At 69.3% G+C, this 15,792-nt stretch carries 13 protein-coding genes and 1 tRNA gene; 11 read left to right on the plus strand and 3 right to left on the minus strand.

Features of this window, described 5'->3' with window-relative positions; all coding sequences use genetic code 11:
* Positions 1 to 437 precede the first annotated feature (437 nt).
* Positions 438 to 1,121 carry a bifunctional DNA primase/polymerase gene (locus tag AB0915_RS22640; RefSeq protein WP_366692798.1) on the minus strand — a complete coding sequence of 228 codons (684 nt, stop codon included), beginning with the start codon at positions 1,119 to 1,121 and terminating at the stop codon, positions 438 to 440.
* A gap of 475 nt (positions 1,122 to 1,596) precedes the next feature.
* Between AB0915_RS22640 and AB0915_RS22645 the strand changes: the two genes are divergently transcribed.
* The gene (locus AB0915_RS22645) at positions 1,597 to 3,084 is read left to right on the plus strand and encodes a PP2C family protein-serine/threonine phosphatase (protein WP_366692799.1); all 1,488 of its coding nucleotides are present in this window, start codon (positions 1,597 to 1,599) and stop codon (positions 3,082 to 3,084) included.
* Positions 3,085 to 3,210: 126 nt separating this feature from the next.
* The gene (locus AB0915_RS22650) at positions 3,211 to 4,674 is read left to right on the plus strand and encodes an aminopeptidase P family protein (protein WP_366692800.1); all 1,464 of its coding nucleotides are present in this window, start codon (positions 3,211 to 3,213) and stop codon (positions 4,672 to 4,674) included.
* Positions 4,675 to 4,714: 40 nt separating this feature from the next.
* Here the strand turns inward: AB0915_RS22650 and AB0915_RS22655 are convergent, their stop codons facing one another.
* Positions 4,715 to 5,254, minus strand: coding sequence for an ATP-binding protein (locus AB0915_RS22655; protein WP_366692801.1), 540 nt, complete (start codon positions 5,252 to 5,254; stop codon positions 4,715 to 4,717).
* A gap of 227 nt (positions 5,255 to 5,481) precedes the next feature.
* On the opposite strand from AB0915_RS22655, the gene AB0915_RS22660 reads away from it, so the two are divergent.
* The 9 genes from AB0915_RS22660 (at position 5,482) to AB0915_RS22700 (ending at position 15,433) form a co-directional block, all read left to right on the plus strand.
* Positions 5,482 to 6,288: a hypothetical protein gene (locus tag AB0915_RS22660; protein WP_366692802.1), complete on the plus strand. Its 807-nt coding sequence runs from the start codon at positions 5,482 to 5,484 to the stop codon at positions 6,286 to 6,288.
* Positions 6,289 to 6,469: 181 nt separating this feature from the next.
* On the plus strand, positions 6,470 to 7,216 hold the full coding sequence (locus tag AB0915_RS22665) for a YcnI family protein (protein ID WP_366692803.1): 747 nt from the start codon (positions 6,470 to 6,472) through the stop codon (positions 7,214 to 7,216).
* 127 nt (positions 7,217 to 7,343) lie between these two features.
* A complete protein-coding gene (locus AB0915_RS22670; RefSeq protein WP_366692804.1) occupies positions 7,344 to 7,997 on the plus strand; it encodes an SCO family protein in 654 nt (217 codons plus the stop codon).
* Entirely contained in the window at positions 7,994 to 8,443 is a 450-nt protein-coding gene (locus AB0915_RS22675; RefSeq protein ID WP_366692805.1) for a copper chaperone PCu(A)C, read from the plus strand. The genes AB0915_RS22670 and AB0915_RS22675 overlap by 4 nt, the downstream gene beginning before the upstream one ends.
* Before the next feature lie 14 nt (positions 8,444 to 8,457).
* Entirely contained in the window at positions 8,458 to 10,404 is a 1,947-nt protein-coding gene (locus AB0915_RS22680; protein ID WP_366692806.1) for a copper resistance protein CopC, read from the plus strand.
* Positions 10,405 to 10,409: 5 nt separating this feature from the next.
* Entirely contained in the window at positions 10,410 to 11,723 is a 1,314-nt protein-coding gene (gene efeB / locus AB0915_RS22685; protein WP_366692827.1) for an iron uptake transporter deferrochelatase/peroxidase subunit, read from the plus strand.
* 27 nt (positions 11,724 to 11,750) lie between these two features.
* The gene (gene pheA / locus AB0915_RS22690) at positions 11,751 to 12,686 is read left to right on the plus strand and encodes a prephenate dehydratase (protein WP_366692807.1); all 936 of its coding nucleotides are present in this window, start codon (positions 11,751 to 11,753) and stop codon (positions 12,684 to 12,686) included.
* Between the two features lie 663 nt (positions 12,687 to 13,349).
* A complete protein-coding gene (gene serS, locus AB0915_RS22695; protein WP_366692808.1) occupies positions 13,350 to 14,639 on the plus strand; it encodes a serine--tRNA ligase in 1,290 nt (429 codons plus the stop codon).
* Positions 14,636 to 15,433, plus strand: coding sequence for an HAD family hydrolase (locus AB0915_RS22700; RefSeq protein WP_366692809.1), 798 nt, complete (start codon positions 14,636 to 14,638; stop codon positions 15,431 to 15,433). Before serS ends, AB0915_RS22700 begins: the two co-directional genes overlap by 4 nt.
* A 110-nt stretch (positions 15,434 to 15,543) precedes the next feature.
* Here AB0915_RS22700 and AB0915_RS22705 read toward each other — a convergent pair.
* Positions 15,544 to 15,631: transfer RNA gene (locus tag AB0915_RS22705), tRNA-Ser, on the minus strand.
* Positions 15,632 to 15,792 lie beyond the last annotated feature (161 nt).

Below are 15,792 nucleotides of genomic sequence, written 5' to 3' on the forward strand. Positions count from 1 at the left end.
ACCGATGCTTCCTCGACAGTCGCATCCTCGCAGGTCAGGACACCTTTTCTGCTACCAGGCCGTCAGACCGGGCAATTCCGCTGAATAGTCAGGGTCAGACTTTGCATAGGCAGACTTTGCATGGCCGAGTACGGAGTCGGGACTTTCCGCGGGTTCGGCGGAAGCGACGAGCGGAAGCACGACGGCGGACACCACCACAACCGCCATAACGATCATGCGGACGCCATAACGATCATGCCGAGATTCATGGTGGTCCCACCTGTCGGCCGACAGGAATTCCTGACGCTGCGCCGAAGATATCGGCGTCATGGAGGTACCCGGGTGGACCACGCCCGCACACCGCAGAACCCGGACCGGCTCACACCCGAAGGAGTGAGCCGGTCCGCCCCGGGCCGTCCACCGAACCGCTCGTACACCGGCCTCGGCAGCCGCGCCCGTCAGTAAGCGAGCCGACTGCCGCCGCCGGGAGCGCTGGTGCTCGCTTCGACCAGTGCGTCCAGGACGGCTTCGACGTCCGGCAGCCAGGGCGTCGCCGAGCCGGGCAGCGGAGCCCGCTCCCAGCGCACCTGTCCCGCACCCACCCCCGACGGGGGAAGGACGAGATAGCCGCCCTCGCCGTGGAAGCGCAGCGAACTGGGGACCCAGTCCTTGGCGTGCAACAGCTCACCCAGCCGCTCGAGGGTGTACGGGGCGACGAGCAGCGACCACCGCGTCGGTGTCGCCACCACCGGGCCCAGCCGCATGTCCATGCGGTCGAGCTCGGCCAGCGCCCGGACACCGGCCACGGCCGGCAGGCTCAGAGCGCACGGGGCGCGGCCACCGGTGGCCAGCACGATCGGCGCGGTCGGCCGGTTGTTCCACCACCAGCGCACCATGCGCTCGTCGGTGGTCGCCGCGAGGAGACCGGGGTCGAAGGGGTGTGCGCCGGGTACGGCGCACTCGGGATCGGGGCAGGCACAGCCACGGTCACGGTCACCGCGGCCACCGGCTGCGTCCAGTCCCACTCCGGGGAGCACGGGCCACTGCCATGCAGTGGCGCAGGTCAGGGCCGCGTCGAGCTGAGCGGGCCTTGCCTTGCGCCGGAGCCGGAGCCTGCGTCGCCTTCCGAGGATCTCGCGCATGAGCGCTCGTTCCTTTCCGTTGAACGCCGAGGGCCACATCACATAACGCGTACGTCACATCACGTATGCAGTACTTCACCGTGCGTACATGCTCTCTATATCTGCGGTACGGGGTCACCCGTCGGTACCGAGCGTGAGCCGAGTCGAGCTGAGCCAGGTCCAGCCAAAAGCATGGCGAGGGGCAGCGCGCATCGCGCCTGCCGTCCGATGGTGCACAACCCCGCCACTCGGGGGTGGGGCGCGGTCGTCGTAGTGAGGACGCCCGGGCTCTCTGCCAGGTTCCGGGGCGACCGGAACTGCCCCTGGTTCCTCACCGATTACGTACCCCGCAGGCCCGGAATGACGCTCCCGCCGGGACTTCACCCCGCGGGCACCTCCTGTCGAGCCAGACCCAGTCGACCGCAATTAGCCGCCATAGGGTGCATTTTTTGGCCAACTTGCTGGCCCCACGGACACCACAAATGCCGTAGGGACAATGCTGGACATCGGCTCACTTGTGCGTGTACATGTGGATGCACTGATAGCGGCGCAGAATGACATGGGGGTTTGCGATGCTATTCGACGAAACGCACTGGTCGGAAAGCCGGTTGCCATGAGCGCCCCTCACCTACCGAAAGTGGCTGGAATCGATCCCATGGTTCCTGTTTCAGCGCACACTGCCGGGCCCCTGGCCGATGTGGCCGCGTCACCGGGAGCCTTCATCCAGGACCGTCTGGCCGGCTGGGTGTCCGACCTCACTACGCTCCATGAACTCACCGAGCGACTGGCCAGAACCAGCACCCTCGACGACGCACTGCACGAACTTCTGGATGCCGGCGCGGCTCTCGTCGGCGCCCGCCGCGGACTGATCGTGTTCGAACCCTCCGACTGTCGCGGCCCGGTCTCCACCATCGGTCTCGGGCTCGCCCATGCCGAGCTCGGGCACATCGAGACGGTGCCGCGCAGCGCTACCTCGTACGGACGGATCCTGGACGGTCTTCCGGCCACCGAAACCCCGCTGACCAGCCCTGACCTTCTCGGCGACGCAAGCGTGGACCCCCGCCACCGCGAGGTCGCCGCCCGGCTCGGATACGCCGCCAGCTACGCCCTGCCGATCACCACCGACGCGACCGGACGACTCGGCGCAGCCGTCTGGCTGTACGACGAGCCCGCCGAGCCGCTGGAGCGCCAACGTCATCTCGTCGGCCTGTATGCCGGCTACGCGAGTGAGCATCTGGCCCGGTTGCTGGAGCTGGAACGGGCCAGGGCCGACGTCGCCACCATCACGGAGGAACTGCTGCCCAGCCGACTGCCCCGGGTCACCGGCGTACAGCTGGCCGCCCGCCATCGCACGGCACCGTGCGGCGGCGGTGACTGGTACGACGCGCTGACGCTGCCGGAGGGCGCACTCGGTCTCGCCGTCGGTTCGGTGGGCGGCTCCGGGCCGAGCGCCCTGGCCGCCATGGGCCGGCTGCGGGCGGGCCTGCGGGCGTACGCGGTGATGGAGGGCGAGGATCCGGTCGCCGTCCTGTCCGATCTGGAACTGCTGCTGCGGCTCACCGAACCCGCCCGGTCCGCGACCGCGCTCTTCGCCTACTGCGAACCCGCCCGCCACAGGATCCTGCTGGCCGGCGCAGGGCACACCCCGCCACTGGTGATCGGCGACCGGCGCACGGAGTTCGTCGAGACCTCGTTGTCCGCACCGCTGGGCATGCTTGCCTGCTGGGAAGCGCCGAGCGTGGAAATCGCCCCGGCGCCCGGCGAGACCCTGCTGCTCTACACCGACGGGCTGTTGCGCCGCACCGGCGACTCGATGGACCGGGCGTTCGCACGGCTGCACTCGGCAGCCGCGAGCGTGCCGAGGGCGCTGCGCCACGACGCCGGGTTCGTCGCCGACCACGTCCTGCGGACCGTCCTTCCGAACGGGCTCGACCTCGCCGACGGCACGGAGGACGTCGTGATCCTCGCCGCACGCTTCGACTGAACCACATCATTTCGGCTGAGTGGTGTCTCCCGGCTTCCGTGTGTAAGAGGTCCTACGGCCCTGGGCCCCCTTCCGTGCGCCCGTACGATGGACGAGATCCAGTGTCGTATCAAGGAGAGTCAAGCCGTGTCTGAGGAGCTCGTCCCGGAGAACCCGGAGACCGAAGAGGCCGAGACCGTCAAGCAGCGGAAGAACGGCCTGTACCCGGGCGTCTCCGATGAGCTCGCCGCCAGTATGAAGTCGGGTTGGGCCGACACCGAGCTGCACGGCCTCGAGCCGATCGCGCAGGCCGGTCACACCGCCGACCGCCGCGCCGCACTGTCCGCCCGCTTCCCCGGCGAGCGCCTGGTCATTCCCGCAGGCAAGCTGAAGACCCGCGCCAACGACACCGAGTACGCCTTCCGCGCGTCCACCGAGTACGCGTACCTCACCGGCGACCAGACCCAGGACGGTGTGCTCGTCCTGGAGCCGAAGGACGACGGCCACGAGGCGACGATCTACCTGCTGCCGCGCTCCAACCGGGAGAACGGCGAGTTCTGGCTCGACGGCCAGGGCGAGCTGTGGGTCGGCCGCCGCCACTCCCTCACCGAGGCCGAGCAGCTGCTGGGCCTCCCGGCGAAGGATGTACGCGAGCTCCCGGCCGCGCTGGCCGAGGCCACCGGCCCGGTCCGCAACCTCCGCGGCCACGACGCGGGCATCGAGGCCGCGCTCACCGACAAGGTCACCGCGGAGCGCGACGAGGAACTGAAGGTCTACCTCTCCGAGGCGCGACTGATCAAGGATGCCTTCGAGGCGGCAGAGCTTCAGAAGGCCTGCGACGCCACGGCGCGCGGCTTCGAGGACGTCGTGAAGGTCCTCGACAAGGCCGAGGCCACCAGCGAGCGCTACATCGAGGGAACGTTCTTCCTGCGCGCCCGCGTCGAGGGCAACGACATCGGCTACGGCTCGATCTGCGCGGCCGGCCCGCACGCCACCACCCTGCACTGGGTGCGCAACGACGGCCCCGTGCGCTCCGGTGAGCTGCTGCTGCTCGACGCCGGCGTCGAGACCAACGACCTCTACACCGCCGACGTGACCCGGACCCTTCCCATCAACGGCACGTTCACGCCGCTGCAGCGGAAGATCTACGACGCGGTGTACGAGGCCCAGGAGGCGGGCATCGCCGCCGTCAAGCCGGGCGCGGCCTTCCGCGACTTCCACGACGCCGCGCAGCGCGTGCTCGCCGAGAAGCTCGTCACCTGGGGCCTGCTGGGCGACCTCTCCGTGGAGAAGGTCCTGGAACTGGGTCTCCAGCGCCGCTGGACCCTGCACGGAACGGGCCACATGCTCGGCATGGACGTCCACGACTGCGCCACTGCGCGCACGGACACGTACGTCAACGGGACGCTGGAGGCCGGCATGTGCCTCACCGTCGAACCGGGCCTGTACTTCCAGGCCGACGACCTGACCGTGCCGGAGGAGTACCGCGGCATCGGCGTCCGGATCGAGGACGACATCCTCGTCACCGAGGACGGCAACCGGAACCTCTCCGACAAGCTGCCGCGCCAGGCCGACGAGATCGAGGCCTGGATGGCCCAGCTCAAGGGCTGACCACCGGGAATCCGCACTCGTGCGCCGGAGGGCGCCCTGCTCAGGACACCATGAGCAGGGCGCCCTCCCGCCATTTCAGAACCTTGTCGAAGCTCACCACCGCGCCCCGGCCCGGCCGGTTGCCGAAGTGGACATGGTCGGCGAGCTGCTCGATCAGACAGAGCCCCCGGCCGTCCTCGGCGTCGACGGGCGGCAGGAACTGCTGCTGATGTTGATCCGACTGCGGCTCATCAGCAGTGCGAAGCGCGCACCGCGCGGGGAAACCGGGCCCCGAGTCGGCGACTTCGATACGGCATTTCTCGCCGTCCAGATACGCGGTGACCCGGTACTGCCCGGAGGCCGAACCGGACTGCTCGTCCCAGGCTTCCCATGTGTCCCATAGGGCCCCGGGGGCGTCGGCGTCCCTCCGGTCCCCGCCGTGCTCGACGGCATTCGCACAGGCTTCGCTGAGCGCGACCGACAGATCGAAGGAGATGTCCGGATCCACGCCGGCGGTCTCCATGGTGCCGAGCAGGAAACGACGGGCGAGCGGAACGCTCGCAGCTTCGCGCCGCAGATGGAGTGACCACCACATGCTCATGCTCCAGCCTCCTGGCTGCGGCTCGACATACCGATACGTATTGCCGCGCTGGGCGGTTCGTAAGCACAGACCTGATGTGAAACCGCTCATTCGGCGGATACCCGCACTTGGAGCACCCGTGTATGCCGGGCCCGACAGCAGGAACGCCACGCACCCAATCGGGCGGAAGGCGACCTTCCGGGCCTGCCATACCGATTCCCGGGACGCAGTGCGATGATGGCCCAGCCATGTCTACGCCTGTCGCACGCGCCGGAGCCGGTCTGCGGCTCCTGAGGGCCGCGGTGTTCACCGCGGTCTGTGTCGCGCTGTCCGCGGCAGGGCATGCACTGGCCTCTTGCGCCGTCGTCCCCTGGTGGACACTGCTCGCAGGCTTCCTCGGAGTCTTCGCGGTGGTGGTGGCGCTCGCCGGACGCGAGCGTTCCCTGCCGTCCATCGCCACCACCTTGGCCGGTGGACAGCTCGCCCTGCACACCCTGTTCGGGCTGGGCACGCACAGCGCGTCCGGTACGCCGACGCAGGCAGCGGCGGATACCGGCTCCCTGGTCCGGTTCGCCGCAAGCCTGGTGTGCGGCGCCGGACCGGCGCAGCTGAACGCCACCGAAGCCCACCGCATCGTCAGCAACGCGGGCATCGATCCGGCGACGGTGACACGCATGGACCATCAGTCCATGGCCGCCGCCGGAACCGACCCGACGCTCACGGGTCTGCTGCCCAGCCTGCCCATGCTGCTCGGCCATCTGCTGGCCGCGCTGGCCACGGGCTGGCTGCTGCGGCGCGGCGAGATTGCCTTGTTCAAGCTGGCCAGGCTGTCCGCACACGGCGCCCAGCAGCTCGCGGCCGAGGCCCGGTTGCGCGCGCTGCGGGCAGCGCTCGTTCTCGTACGAGCGCTGCAGGCCGGTCTCCCGGTTGAGGCGGCGACCGGGCCGCGCGCCCCCCGTACCGCAGCCGACGCGCCGGCTCCGGTCACCGGCGATCCACTGCAGCACCAGGTGATCAGGCGCGGGCCGCCGTCCGTATTCACCCTCGCAGCCTGACGCGACACCCTCCGCTCGTAGCACGCACGAACCGTTCGCGGTCATCACCCGGCCCATGCCTGGTGGCGCCCGCCCGGCACGGTGCACGCACGCCGCACGTGAGGAAGAGGTGTCGCGATGCCGTCGCGCACCTGTGCGGCGGACCACCCTTCCTTCGTGCTTCTGTGGAGTGATTCCTGCCATGAACGTTTCCCGCATCGCCCTGGTCGGCGGCGTCGCCGCCTCCACCGTGCTGATCCTCGCCGGTACTGCCTCCGCGCACGTCAGCGTGCAACCCCAGGGGGAGGCAGCCAAGGGCGGCTACGCCACGATCAACTTCAAGGTCCCCAACGAGCGCGACGACGCCTCGACGACCAAGCTCGAGGTCAACTTCCCGACCGACCACCCGCTGGCCTCCGTGATGCCGCAGCCGGTGCCCGGCTGGAAGATCGACGTCACCAAGAGCAAGCTGGCAAAGCCGCTGGACATGCACGGTCAGAAGATCAACGAGGCCGTCTCCAAGGTCACCTGGACCGCCGAGGGCAGCAAGAACGACCTCGGTATCCGCCCGGGCGAGTTCCAGCAGTTCCCGCTCTCCGTCGGCCAGCTCCCCGAGGACGCCGACCAACTGGTCTTCAAGGCCATCCAGACGTACGACAACAAGGAAGTCGTCCGCTGGATCGAGGAGCAGAAGGACGGCGCCGAGGAGCCCGAGAGCCCGGCGCCGGTCCTCAAGCTGACCGCCGCGACCGCCGACGAGCACGGCAGCACCGCCGACGACAAGAGCGGTGCGGCGACCGCCGACGAGAAGAAGGACGAGCACACGGAAGCTGCCTCCGCCTCGTCCTCCAGTGACACCACCGCTCGTGTCCTCGGAGTGGTCGGCATCGCCATCGGCATCGCGGGGGTGACCTTCGGCTTCCTCGCAGGCCGCCGCCGCAACGCCTGAGACCCCCGGCCCCCTCTTTCAGATCAGGCCGCCCTTCCGGATCGGGCCGGGCCCAGGAGCCCGGCCCGATCCGGCAGAGGGCCCAGAGCCCCACCGTTTTCACCGACCCATCAGGAATCAGCGATCCATGCGTAAGAAAACTGTGCTGGTCGCGGCGTTCGTCGCCGCGGCCGCACTCTCACTGTCGGCCTGCGGCAGCGGCAACGACAGTGCCAAGAAGCCCATCGCCGATGTCTCCGCCGAGGCGAAGACCAAGGCCGCGACGGTGCTCGACCAGCCGTTCACCAAGCCCAATCTGGTCCTGACCGACACCCACGGCAAGAAGTACGACCTGCGTGAGCAGACCAAGGGCAGGCCGACGCTCATCTACTTCGGCTACACCAACTGTCCCGATGTCTGCCCGCTGATCATGAGCAACATCGCCATCGCCAAGAAGTCCCTGCCCAAGGCCGACCAGGACAAGCTGCGGGTCGTCTTCGTCACCACCGACCCCGAGCGGGACACCCCGTCCTCGCTGGGCAGCTGGCTCAAGGCCCAGGACGCCTCCTTCATCGGCCTCACCGGCGACTTCTCGACCATCCAAGCGGGCGCACGCCAGATCGGCATCGGCATCGACCCGCCGAAGAAGGAGAAGGACGGCACGGTCGTCTCGATGCACGGGTCGCAGGTCATCGCGTTCTCCCCGAAGACCGACAAGGGGTACGTGCTGTACAGCGAGGACACCTCGCCCGACGACTACACCAAGGACCTCCCCAAGATCATCAAGGGGGAGACTCCGTGAACCGCCGCACCACCCTCGCCGGCGCCCTCGCCCTCACCACCGGGCTGGCGCTTGCGGGATGCTCGGCCTCGGACAGCAAGCCCGAGCTGAAGGTGACCGGCGCGTACATGCCGCAGCCCGTCAGCGACATGGCGGCGGGCTTCCTCGTCGTGCGGAACACCGGCGGCAGCTCCGACCGGCTCACGTCGGTCACCAGCCCGCTCTCGGACCACGTCACGATCCACGAGACGAAGAACCAGACGATGCGCATGGTGACGTCCTTCGAGGTGCCCGCCGACGGCGAGCTGGATCTGGAGCGCGGCGGGAGCCACATCATGTTCACCGCGCTCAAGGAGCGGCCCAAGCAGGGCGGGACGGTGACCGTGGAACTGCACTTCGAGAAGGCCGACCCGATAACGGTCGACCTTCCTGTGAAGGAGACCACCCACAACCCGAAGAAGCAGTGAGGGACTGACACACCATGACAGCCACCGCCCCGCACTTCGGGCCGTCCCCGTCCGTGCCCCCGATGCGCCGGCCACTCGCCGCGGCCGCATTCCTCGCCGCGCTCGTCACCATGGTGGCGGGCCTGCTGCTGGGCGGCGCGGCACCCGCGTCCGCACATGCCGCGCTCACCGGGAGCGATCCGCAGGACGGGGCGGTGGTCGCCACCGCACCCAAGGAGGTCACGCTCACCTTCTCCGAGCAGGTCGCCATGGGCGACGATTCCATCCGGATCCTGGACCCCGGTGGCAAGCGCGCCGACACCGGTGCGGCTCCGCGTGATCTGCAGAGCGGCTCCACCGTGAAGTACGGCGTCACGCTCCACTCCGGGCTGCCCGACGGTACGTACACCGTGGCCTGGCAGGCAGTCTCCGCGGACAGCCATCCGGTCTCCGGTGCCTTCACCTTCTCCATCGGGGCCCCCTCCGAGACCACCGTCGCCCTCCCGTCGGACAAGGCCGGCGGTGGCCTGGTCGGCACGCTCTACGACATCGCGCGGTACGCCGCGTACGCCGGGTTCATCGTGCTGGCCGGTGGCGCGGCCTTCATCCTGGCCTGCTGGCAGCGCGGGGCGGGCGCGCGCCCGCTGCAGCGTCTGGTCGTGCGCGGCTGGCTGACCCTCACCGCGGCCACCCTGGCCATGCTGTTCCTGCGGAGCCCGTACACCGGCTCCGGGAAGCTCGCGGACGCCTTCGACCTGGACGGCCTGAAGGCCGTGCTCGAGACCAAGCCCGGGGCCGCATTGGTCTCACGGCTGCTGCTGCTCGGGGCCGCCGCACTCTTCATCGCCGTCCTGTTCGGGGCGTACGCGAAGCGCGAGGACGAGCGGGAGAAGAAGGACCTCACGTTCGGACTGGCCATCGGCGGCGCGGTCATCGCCGCCGGGATCGCCGGAACGTGGGCGCTCGCCGAGCACGCCTCGACCGGGATCCAGCCCGGTATCGCCATGCCGGTCGACGTGCTGCATCTGCTCGCCGTCGCCGCCTGGCTGGGCGGACTCGCAGCGCTCCTGATCGCGCTGTACCGGACCCCGGACATCGGAGCCACGGCGGTACGGCGCTTCTCCCGTATCGCGTTCGGCAGCGTGCTCGTACTCACCGCGACCGGGCTCTACCAGTCCTGGCGCCAGGTGGGCTCCTGGTCCGCGCTCACGGGCACGGGGTACGGGCAGTTGCTGCTCGTAAAGGTGGGCCTCGTCGCCGTACTGGTCGGGGTCGCGTGGATCTCGCGGCAATGGACGGCTCGGCTGACGGAAGCGCCGACCGAGGTCGGGATCGCCGCGGACCCCCAGCTGGACGCGGATGCCTCCGCCGAGGTGGAGAGCGAACCTGCCCACGAGTCCGAGGACCCGTCACGGGCCGCCCAGCTCGCCCGGCAGAAAGCCGCTGTGGCAGCCGCCACGAAGAAGCGGATCCGCGATACCGACCGCGAGCGGTCCGGACTCCGCCGTTCCGTGCTGACGGAAGTGGGCGTCGCGGTGGCGCTGTTGGCAGTGACGACCGTACTGACCTCGACCGAGCCGGGACGTACCGAGGAGGAAGCGGCCCGGGCCTCGACCGGCGCATCCGCGCCCGCGGCCGAAGGACCCGTCACGCTGAGCCTGCCGTTCGACACCGGAGGCCGGAACGGCAAGGGAACGGTCCGGATGGACATCGACCCCGGCCGTACCGGCACCAACGGGGTTCACCTCTGGATCGACGGATCCGACGGACAGCCCATGGACGTCCCCGAGGTGAAGCTCGCCTTCACCCTGAAGTCCAAGGGCATCGGGCCGCTGCCCGTCCTCCCCGACCGGCTCACCGAGGGGCACTGGACGGCGAGCGGCGTCCAGATCCCGATGGCGGGCGACTGGACGGTCGCGGTGACGGTCCGTACGTCGGACATCGATCAGACCACTATGGGCAAGAACGTGAAGATCGGCTGAGCGGGATCGTGAGCACAGACAGCAAGAAGAGCGGAAACAACGGGGAGAGCTCCACCGGCGAGATCTCCCGGCGGCGGTTGCTCGGCACCGTGGGTGCGGCCGGGGCGACCGGAGTGGTGCTGGGCGCGGCAAGTGGTGCGATCGGTTACGCCGCAGCCCGCCCCGACGGGCCGACAGCACTGACGACGCTCGGCTCGACCGAGGAAATGTTTCACGGGAAACATCAACCGGGGATCACCACTCCGCTTCAAGCATGTGGGCATCTCGTCGCCTTCGACCTGGCACCCGGCACCGGGCGGAAGGAAGCCGCCGCCCTGATGCGCCGCTGGTCGGCCGTGGCCCAGCGCCTGATGGCCGGCGAACCCACCCGCGGGGGCAGCGCGGACGGCACGGAACACGACACCGGGATAGCGCTGGACGCCGGACCCTCCTCGTTGACCATCACCTTCGGCTTCGGGCACACCTTCTTCGAACGCACGGGCCTGGCGGACCACCGGCCGCCCGGGCTGGATCCCCTGCCGCCGTTCTCCGCCGACCGGCTCGACGCCAAGCGCTCCCACGGCGACCTCTGGGTGCAGATCGGCGCCGACGACGCGCTCGTCGCCTTCCACGCCCTGCGCGCCATCCAGAAGGAGGCCGCCACGACGGCCCGGGTCCGCTGGCAGATGAACGGTTTCAACCGCACCCCCGGTGCCACGGCCGCGCCGGCAACCGCCCGCAATCTGATGGGGCAGATCGACGGCACCGGGAACCCGAAACCCTCGGAGAGCGACTTCGACCGGCGCATCTTCGTACCGTCTCAGCCGAAGGCGGGCGACGAGGCGAAGTACGCCTGGCTGGCCGGTGGCTCCTACGCGGTCGTCCGGCGGATCCGGATGCTGCTCGACGACTGGGAAAAACTCCCGGTGGCACAGCAGGAGCGGGTCATAGGGCGGCGCAAGTCGGACGGCGCGCCGCTGAGCGGTGGCACCGAGACCACCCCGATGGACCTCGACAAGGCGGGCCCCGACGGCAGGCTGCTGATCCCGGACAACGCCCACGCCCGGATCTCCTCCCCCGAGCGGAACAGCGGGGCTGCGATGCTGCGGCGCCCCTTCTCCTACCACGACGGCACCGCGGCCGACGGCACTCCCGACGCCGGGCTGCTGTTCATCTGCTGGCAGGCGGATCCGCTGAAGGGATTCGTACCGGTGCAGCGCAAACTCGACCGGGGCGATGCGCTGTCGCCGTTCGTCCGGCACGAGGCGAGCGGCCTCTTCGCAGTGCCGGGCGGTGCGGCGAAAGGGGAATACGTGGGGCAGCGGCTCCTGGAGTCCTGAGCGGGCAAGGCGCACTAGGGTGACGGTATGTCCGCCACGCGCTACGCCTATCTCGGTCCCGAAGGCACCTTCACCGAGGTCGCCCTCCGTACGCTCCCGGAAGCCGCCACTCGGGAACTCGTCCCGATGGTCTCCGTACCGGCGGCACTGGACGCGGTACGGAGCGGGGCTGCCGCAGCCGCCCTCGTACCGATCGAGAACTCCGTCGAGGGCGGCATCACCGCGACCCTCGACGAGCTGACCGCCGGTGAACCACTGATGATCTACCGCGAGGTGCTGCTCTCCATCACCTTCGCGCTGCTCGTGCGGCCTGGCACCAAGCTGCACGACATCAAGACCGTCACCGCGCACCCGGCAGCACAGCCACAGGTACGCAACTGGATGGCGGCCCATCTGCCGGAGGCCGTATGGGAGTCGGCCGCGTCCAACGCGGACGGTGCGCGGCTGGTGCAGGAAGGGCGGTACGACGCCGCCTTCGCCGGCGAGTTCGCGGCGGCCACCTACGGCCTCGAACCGCTGGTGACGGAGATCCACGACGCGGAGAACGCGCAGACGCGCTTCGTGCTGGTGGGGCGCCCTGCCCGGCCCGCGGCGCCGACCGGCGCGGACAAGACGTCGGTGGTCATCTGGCTGGGCGACGACCACCCCGGCGCACTGCTCGAACTCCTCCAGGAATTCATGGTGCGCGGGGTGAACCTGATGCTGATCCAGTCGCGGCCGACCGGGGCGGGCATCGGGAACTACTGCTTTGCGGTCGACGCCGAGGGACACATCGCGGACCGTCGCGTCGGGGAGGCGCTGATGGGGCTGAAGCGGATTTGCCCGAAGGTGCGGTTCCTCGGTTCGTATCCGCGCGCGGGGGTGGCGCCGGAGGACGTGCGACCGCTGCGCGACGGGACGTCGGACAGGGAGTTCACGGACGCCTCGGACTGGCTGGCCCGGGTCCAGGACGGCCGCTCCTGACCGGGAACCGGACGATCGGGCCTGATGGCCTGGGGTGACGGCCGGCGCCGAAGCTCCGGCCCGGCGCCTGGGCCGATGGCGGGGGTGGGTTTCCTGCAACGGCTGCGCGCACATCGCCGGTATTACCTGCCGATTTTCACAATCCACAAGAGTTATCCACAGGGCTGGTTCTCGACCTGGGGACAAGTCGACACCTCAACATGACATGGTCGACAAATCGCCCCACTCGCCCCACATCCGCCCACAGGGCTACAGGCTGCCCGTGTCATCTCAATTCCATTGATCAACTCCTTAGGGCGAGGAATTCCCACCCGAATGAGTGTGTGAAGTGAGCTTGAACGGGGAATCCATGAGCCCTCATGCGGCTTTCGGAATGATCTCTTCCCGTATCCACAGATCTCCCCCACAGCCTGTGGATAACCCTGGAGGACTTCCCGCTCCTGTGGACAAGCGCCCTCAACTCCCCCTGTACGCACGGCCGATACGTCAAGAGCGAAAGCCCTTTCTGCCCCATTTAGGGGAATAGGGGCTCCCTATTGACAGCCGGGATCGATCACGGGCGATGTTTCCCCTCCCTTTTACCAATTCCGGCAATTCGGGCAAAGTGACACGCTTGGCAATATCGGTTCGAGCTACGGAAGCGCACACCGGTAGCCTGGAGGGGTGATTGACCTTCGCCTGCTCCGTGAGGACCCCGACCGTGTTCGCGCCTCCCAGCGCGCCCGTGGAGAGGACGTCGCGCTCGTCGACGCCCTTCTCTCCGCCGACGAGCGGCGCAGGTCGTCCGGTGTCCGCTTCGACGAACTCCGTTCCGAGCAGAAGTCGCTCGGAAAGCTCATCCCCAAGGCTTCTCCCGAGGAGCGCATCGAGCTGCTCAAGAGGGCCGAGCAGCTGAAGGCCGATGTCAAGGCGGCCGACGCGGCGCAGGACGAGGCCGACGCGGAGGCCAAGAGCCTGCTGCTGCAGCTCGGCAACATCGTCCACGAGGACGTGCCGATCGGCGGCGAGGAGGACTTCGTCGTCCTGGAGACGCACGGCACCATCCGCGACTTCGGCGCCGAGGGCTTCGAACCCAAGGACCACCTGGAGCTCGGCGAGGCGCTCGGCGCGATCGACATGGAGCGCGGCGCCAAGGTGTCCGGCTCGCGCTTCTACTACCTGACGGGTGTCGGCGCGCTGCTGGAGCTCGCCCTCGTCAACGCCGCGATCGCGCAGGCCACCGAGGCCGGGTTCATCCCGATGCTGACCCCCGCGCTGGTCCGCCCACGCGCCATGGAGGGCACCGGCTTCCTCGGCCAGGCCGCAGAGAACGTGTACCACCTGGAGAAGGACGACTACTACCTGGTCGGCACCTCCGAGGTCCCGCTCGCCGCGTACCACATGGACGAGATCATCGACGCGGACAAGCTGCCGCTCCGCTACGCGGGCTTCTCGCCGTGCTACCGCCGTGAGGCCGGTACGTACGGCAAGGACACCCGGGGCATCTTCCGCGTCCACCAGTTCGACAAGGTCGAGATGTTCTCGTACGTCGACCCGGCGGACGCCGAGGCGGAGCACCGGCGGCTCCTGGACTGGGAGAAGCAGTGGCTCACCGCCCTCGAGCTGCCGTTCCAGGTGATCGACGTCGCCACCGGCGACCTGGGGGCCTCGGCCTCCCGGAAGTTCGACTGCGAGGCGTGGATCCCGACCCAGGGCAAGTACCGCGAGCTGACGTCCGCATCGAACTGCGACGGTTTCCAGGCGCGCCGCCTCTCCGTCCGGATGCGCGACACCCGCGACGGCAAGAAGGTCCTTCAGCCGCTCGCCACGCTGAACGGCACGCTCTGCGCCGTACCGCGCACGATCGTGGCGATCCTGGAGAACCACCAGCTGGCAGACGGTTCGGTACGGGTGCCCGAGGTGCTCCGTCCGTACCTGGGCGGGCGCGAGGTCCTGGAACCGATCGCCAAGTGACCTTCCCGTACAAGCTCGTCGCCACTGACCTCGACGGGACGCTGCTGCGTAACGACGACACGGTCTCCGAGCGCACCCGCGCGGCACTGGCCGCCGTCACCGCGGCCGGCGCCGCGCACATCATCGTCACCGGGCGGGCTGTCCCGTGGACCCGGCACATCCTGGACGACCTGGGCTACCAGGGCATCGCGGTCTGCGGCCAGGGCGCGCAGGTCTACCACGCGGGCGAGCACAAGCTGCTGACGTCGCTGACGCTGGACCGCCAGCTCGCCGGCCTCGCGCTCTCCAAGATCGAGGCGGAGGTCGGGCCGCTGGCGCTGGCGGCGAGCCGCGACGGGCTCGACGGTGAGGTGCTGGTCGGTCCCGGCTTCCGCGGACAGGAAGGGTCCCTGCCGGCCGTCTTGGTGAAGGACACGACCGAGATGTGGTCCGCGCCCCTGAACAAGGTCTACATCCAGCACCCGGAACTCGATGACGACACACTGGCGGACGCAGCGCGTGGGGCCGTCGGCAGCCTGGTGGACGTGGTCATGGCAGGACCGGGCGTGGTGGAGATCCTGCCGCTGGGGCTGAGCAAGGCGACCGGGCTCTCACTGGCGGCGCGCCGGCTGGGTGTGAAGGCGGCGGACACACTCGCCTTCGGTGACATGCCGAACGACATCCCGATGTTCGCCTGGGCGCAGCACGGGGTCGCGATGGCCAACGCGCATGACGACCTGAAGGCCGTCGCGCACGAGATCACCGCCTCGAACGAGGACGACGGCATCGCTGTGGTGCTGGAGCAGCTGCTGTAGACGGCTCCACGGACCCCGCGAAGCGGAAAATCACGGGCCGGGTGCAGGCATGCGCCCGGCCCGTGATCGTGTGCGGCCTCGGCGCGGGGTGTCCGCGCCGGATGTCTGTGCGGAGGATGCGCGGATCGAACGCGCGCGGGGTCAACAGCCCCGACCACGGCTTAGCAAGCCGCTGCCTTACCACTCGGCCAATCCTCCGGGTGGGCGGCCGCGCGATGCGCGCAAAAAAGCCGCCCCGGGCGTCCTGCTGGGAGCGGCTCAGCGGAGTGAGGTGATGGTTACTCCGGCGCCTGCTCCGGGCCGCCCTGGTGGGAACTCGACGGACTCGTACTCCCGGTCATCGTCGCGCTCCTCTCCCG

Source organism: Streptomyces sp. NPDC048411 (genome assembly GCF_040704695.1).
In the GTDB taxonomy this organism is placed as follows: Bacteria; Actinomycetota; Actinomycetes; order Streptomycetales; family Streptomycetaceae; genus Streptomyces.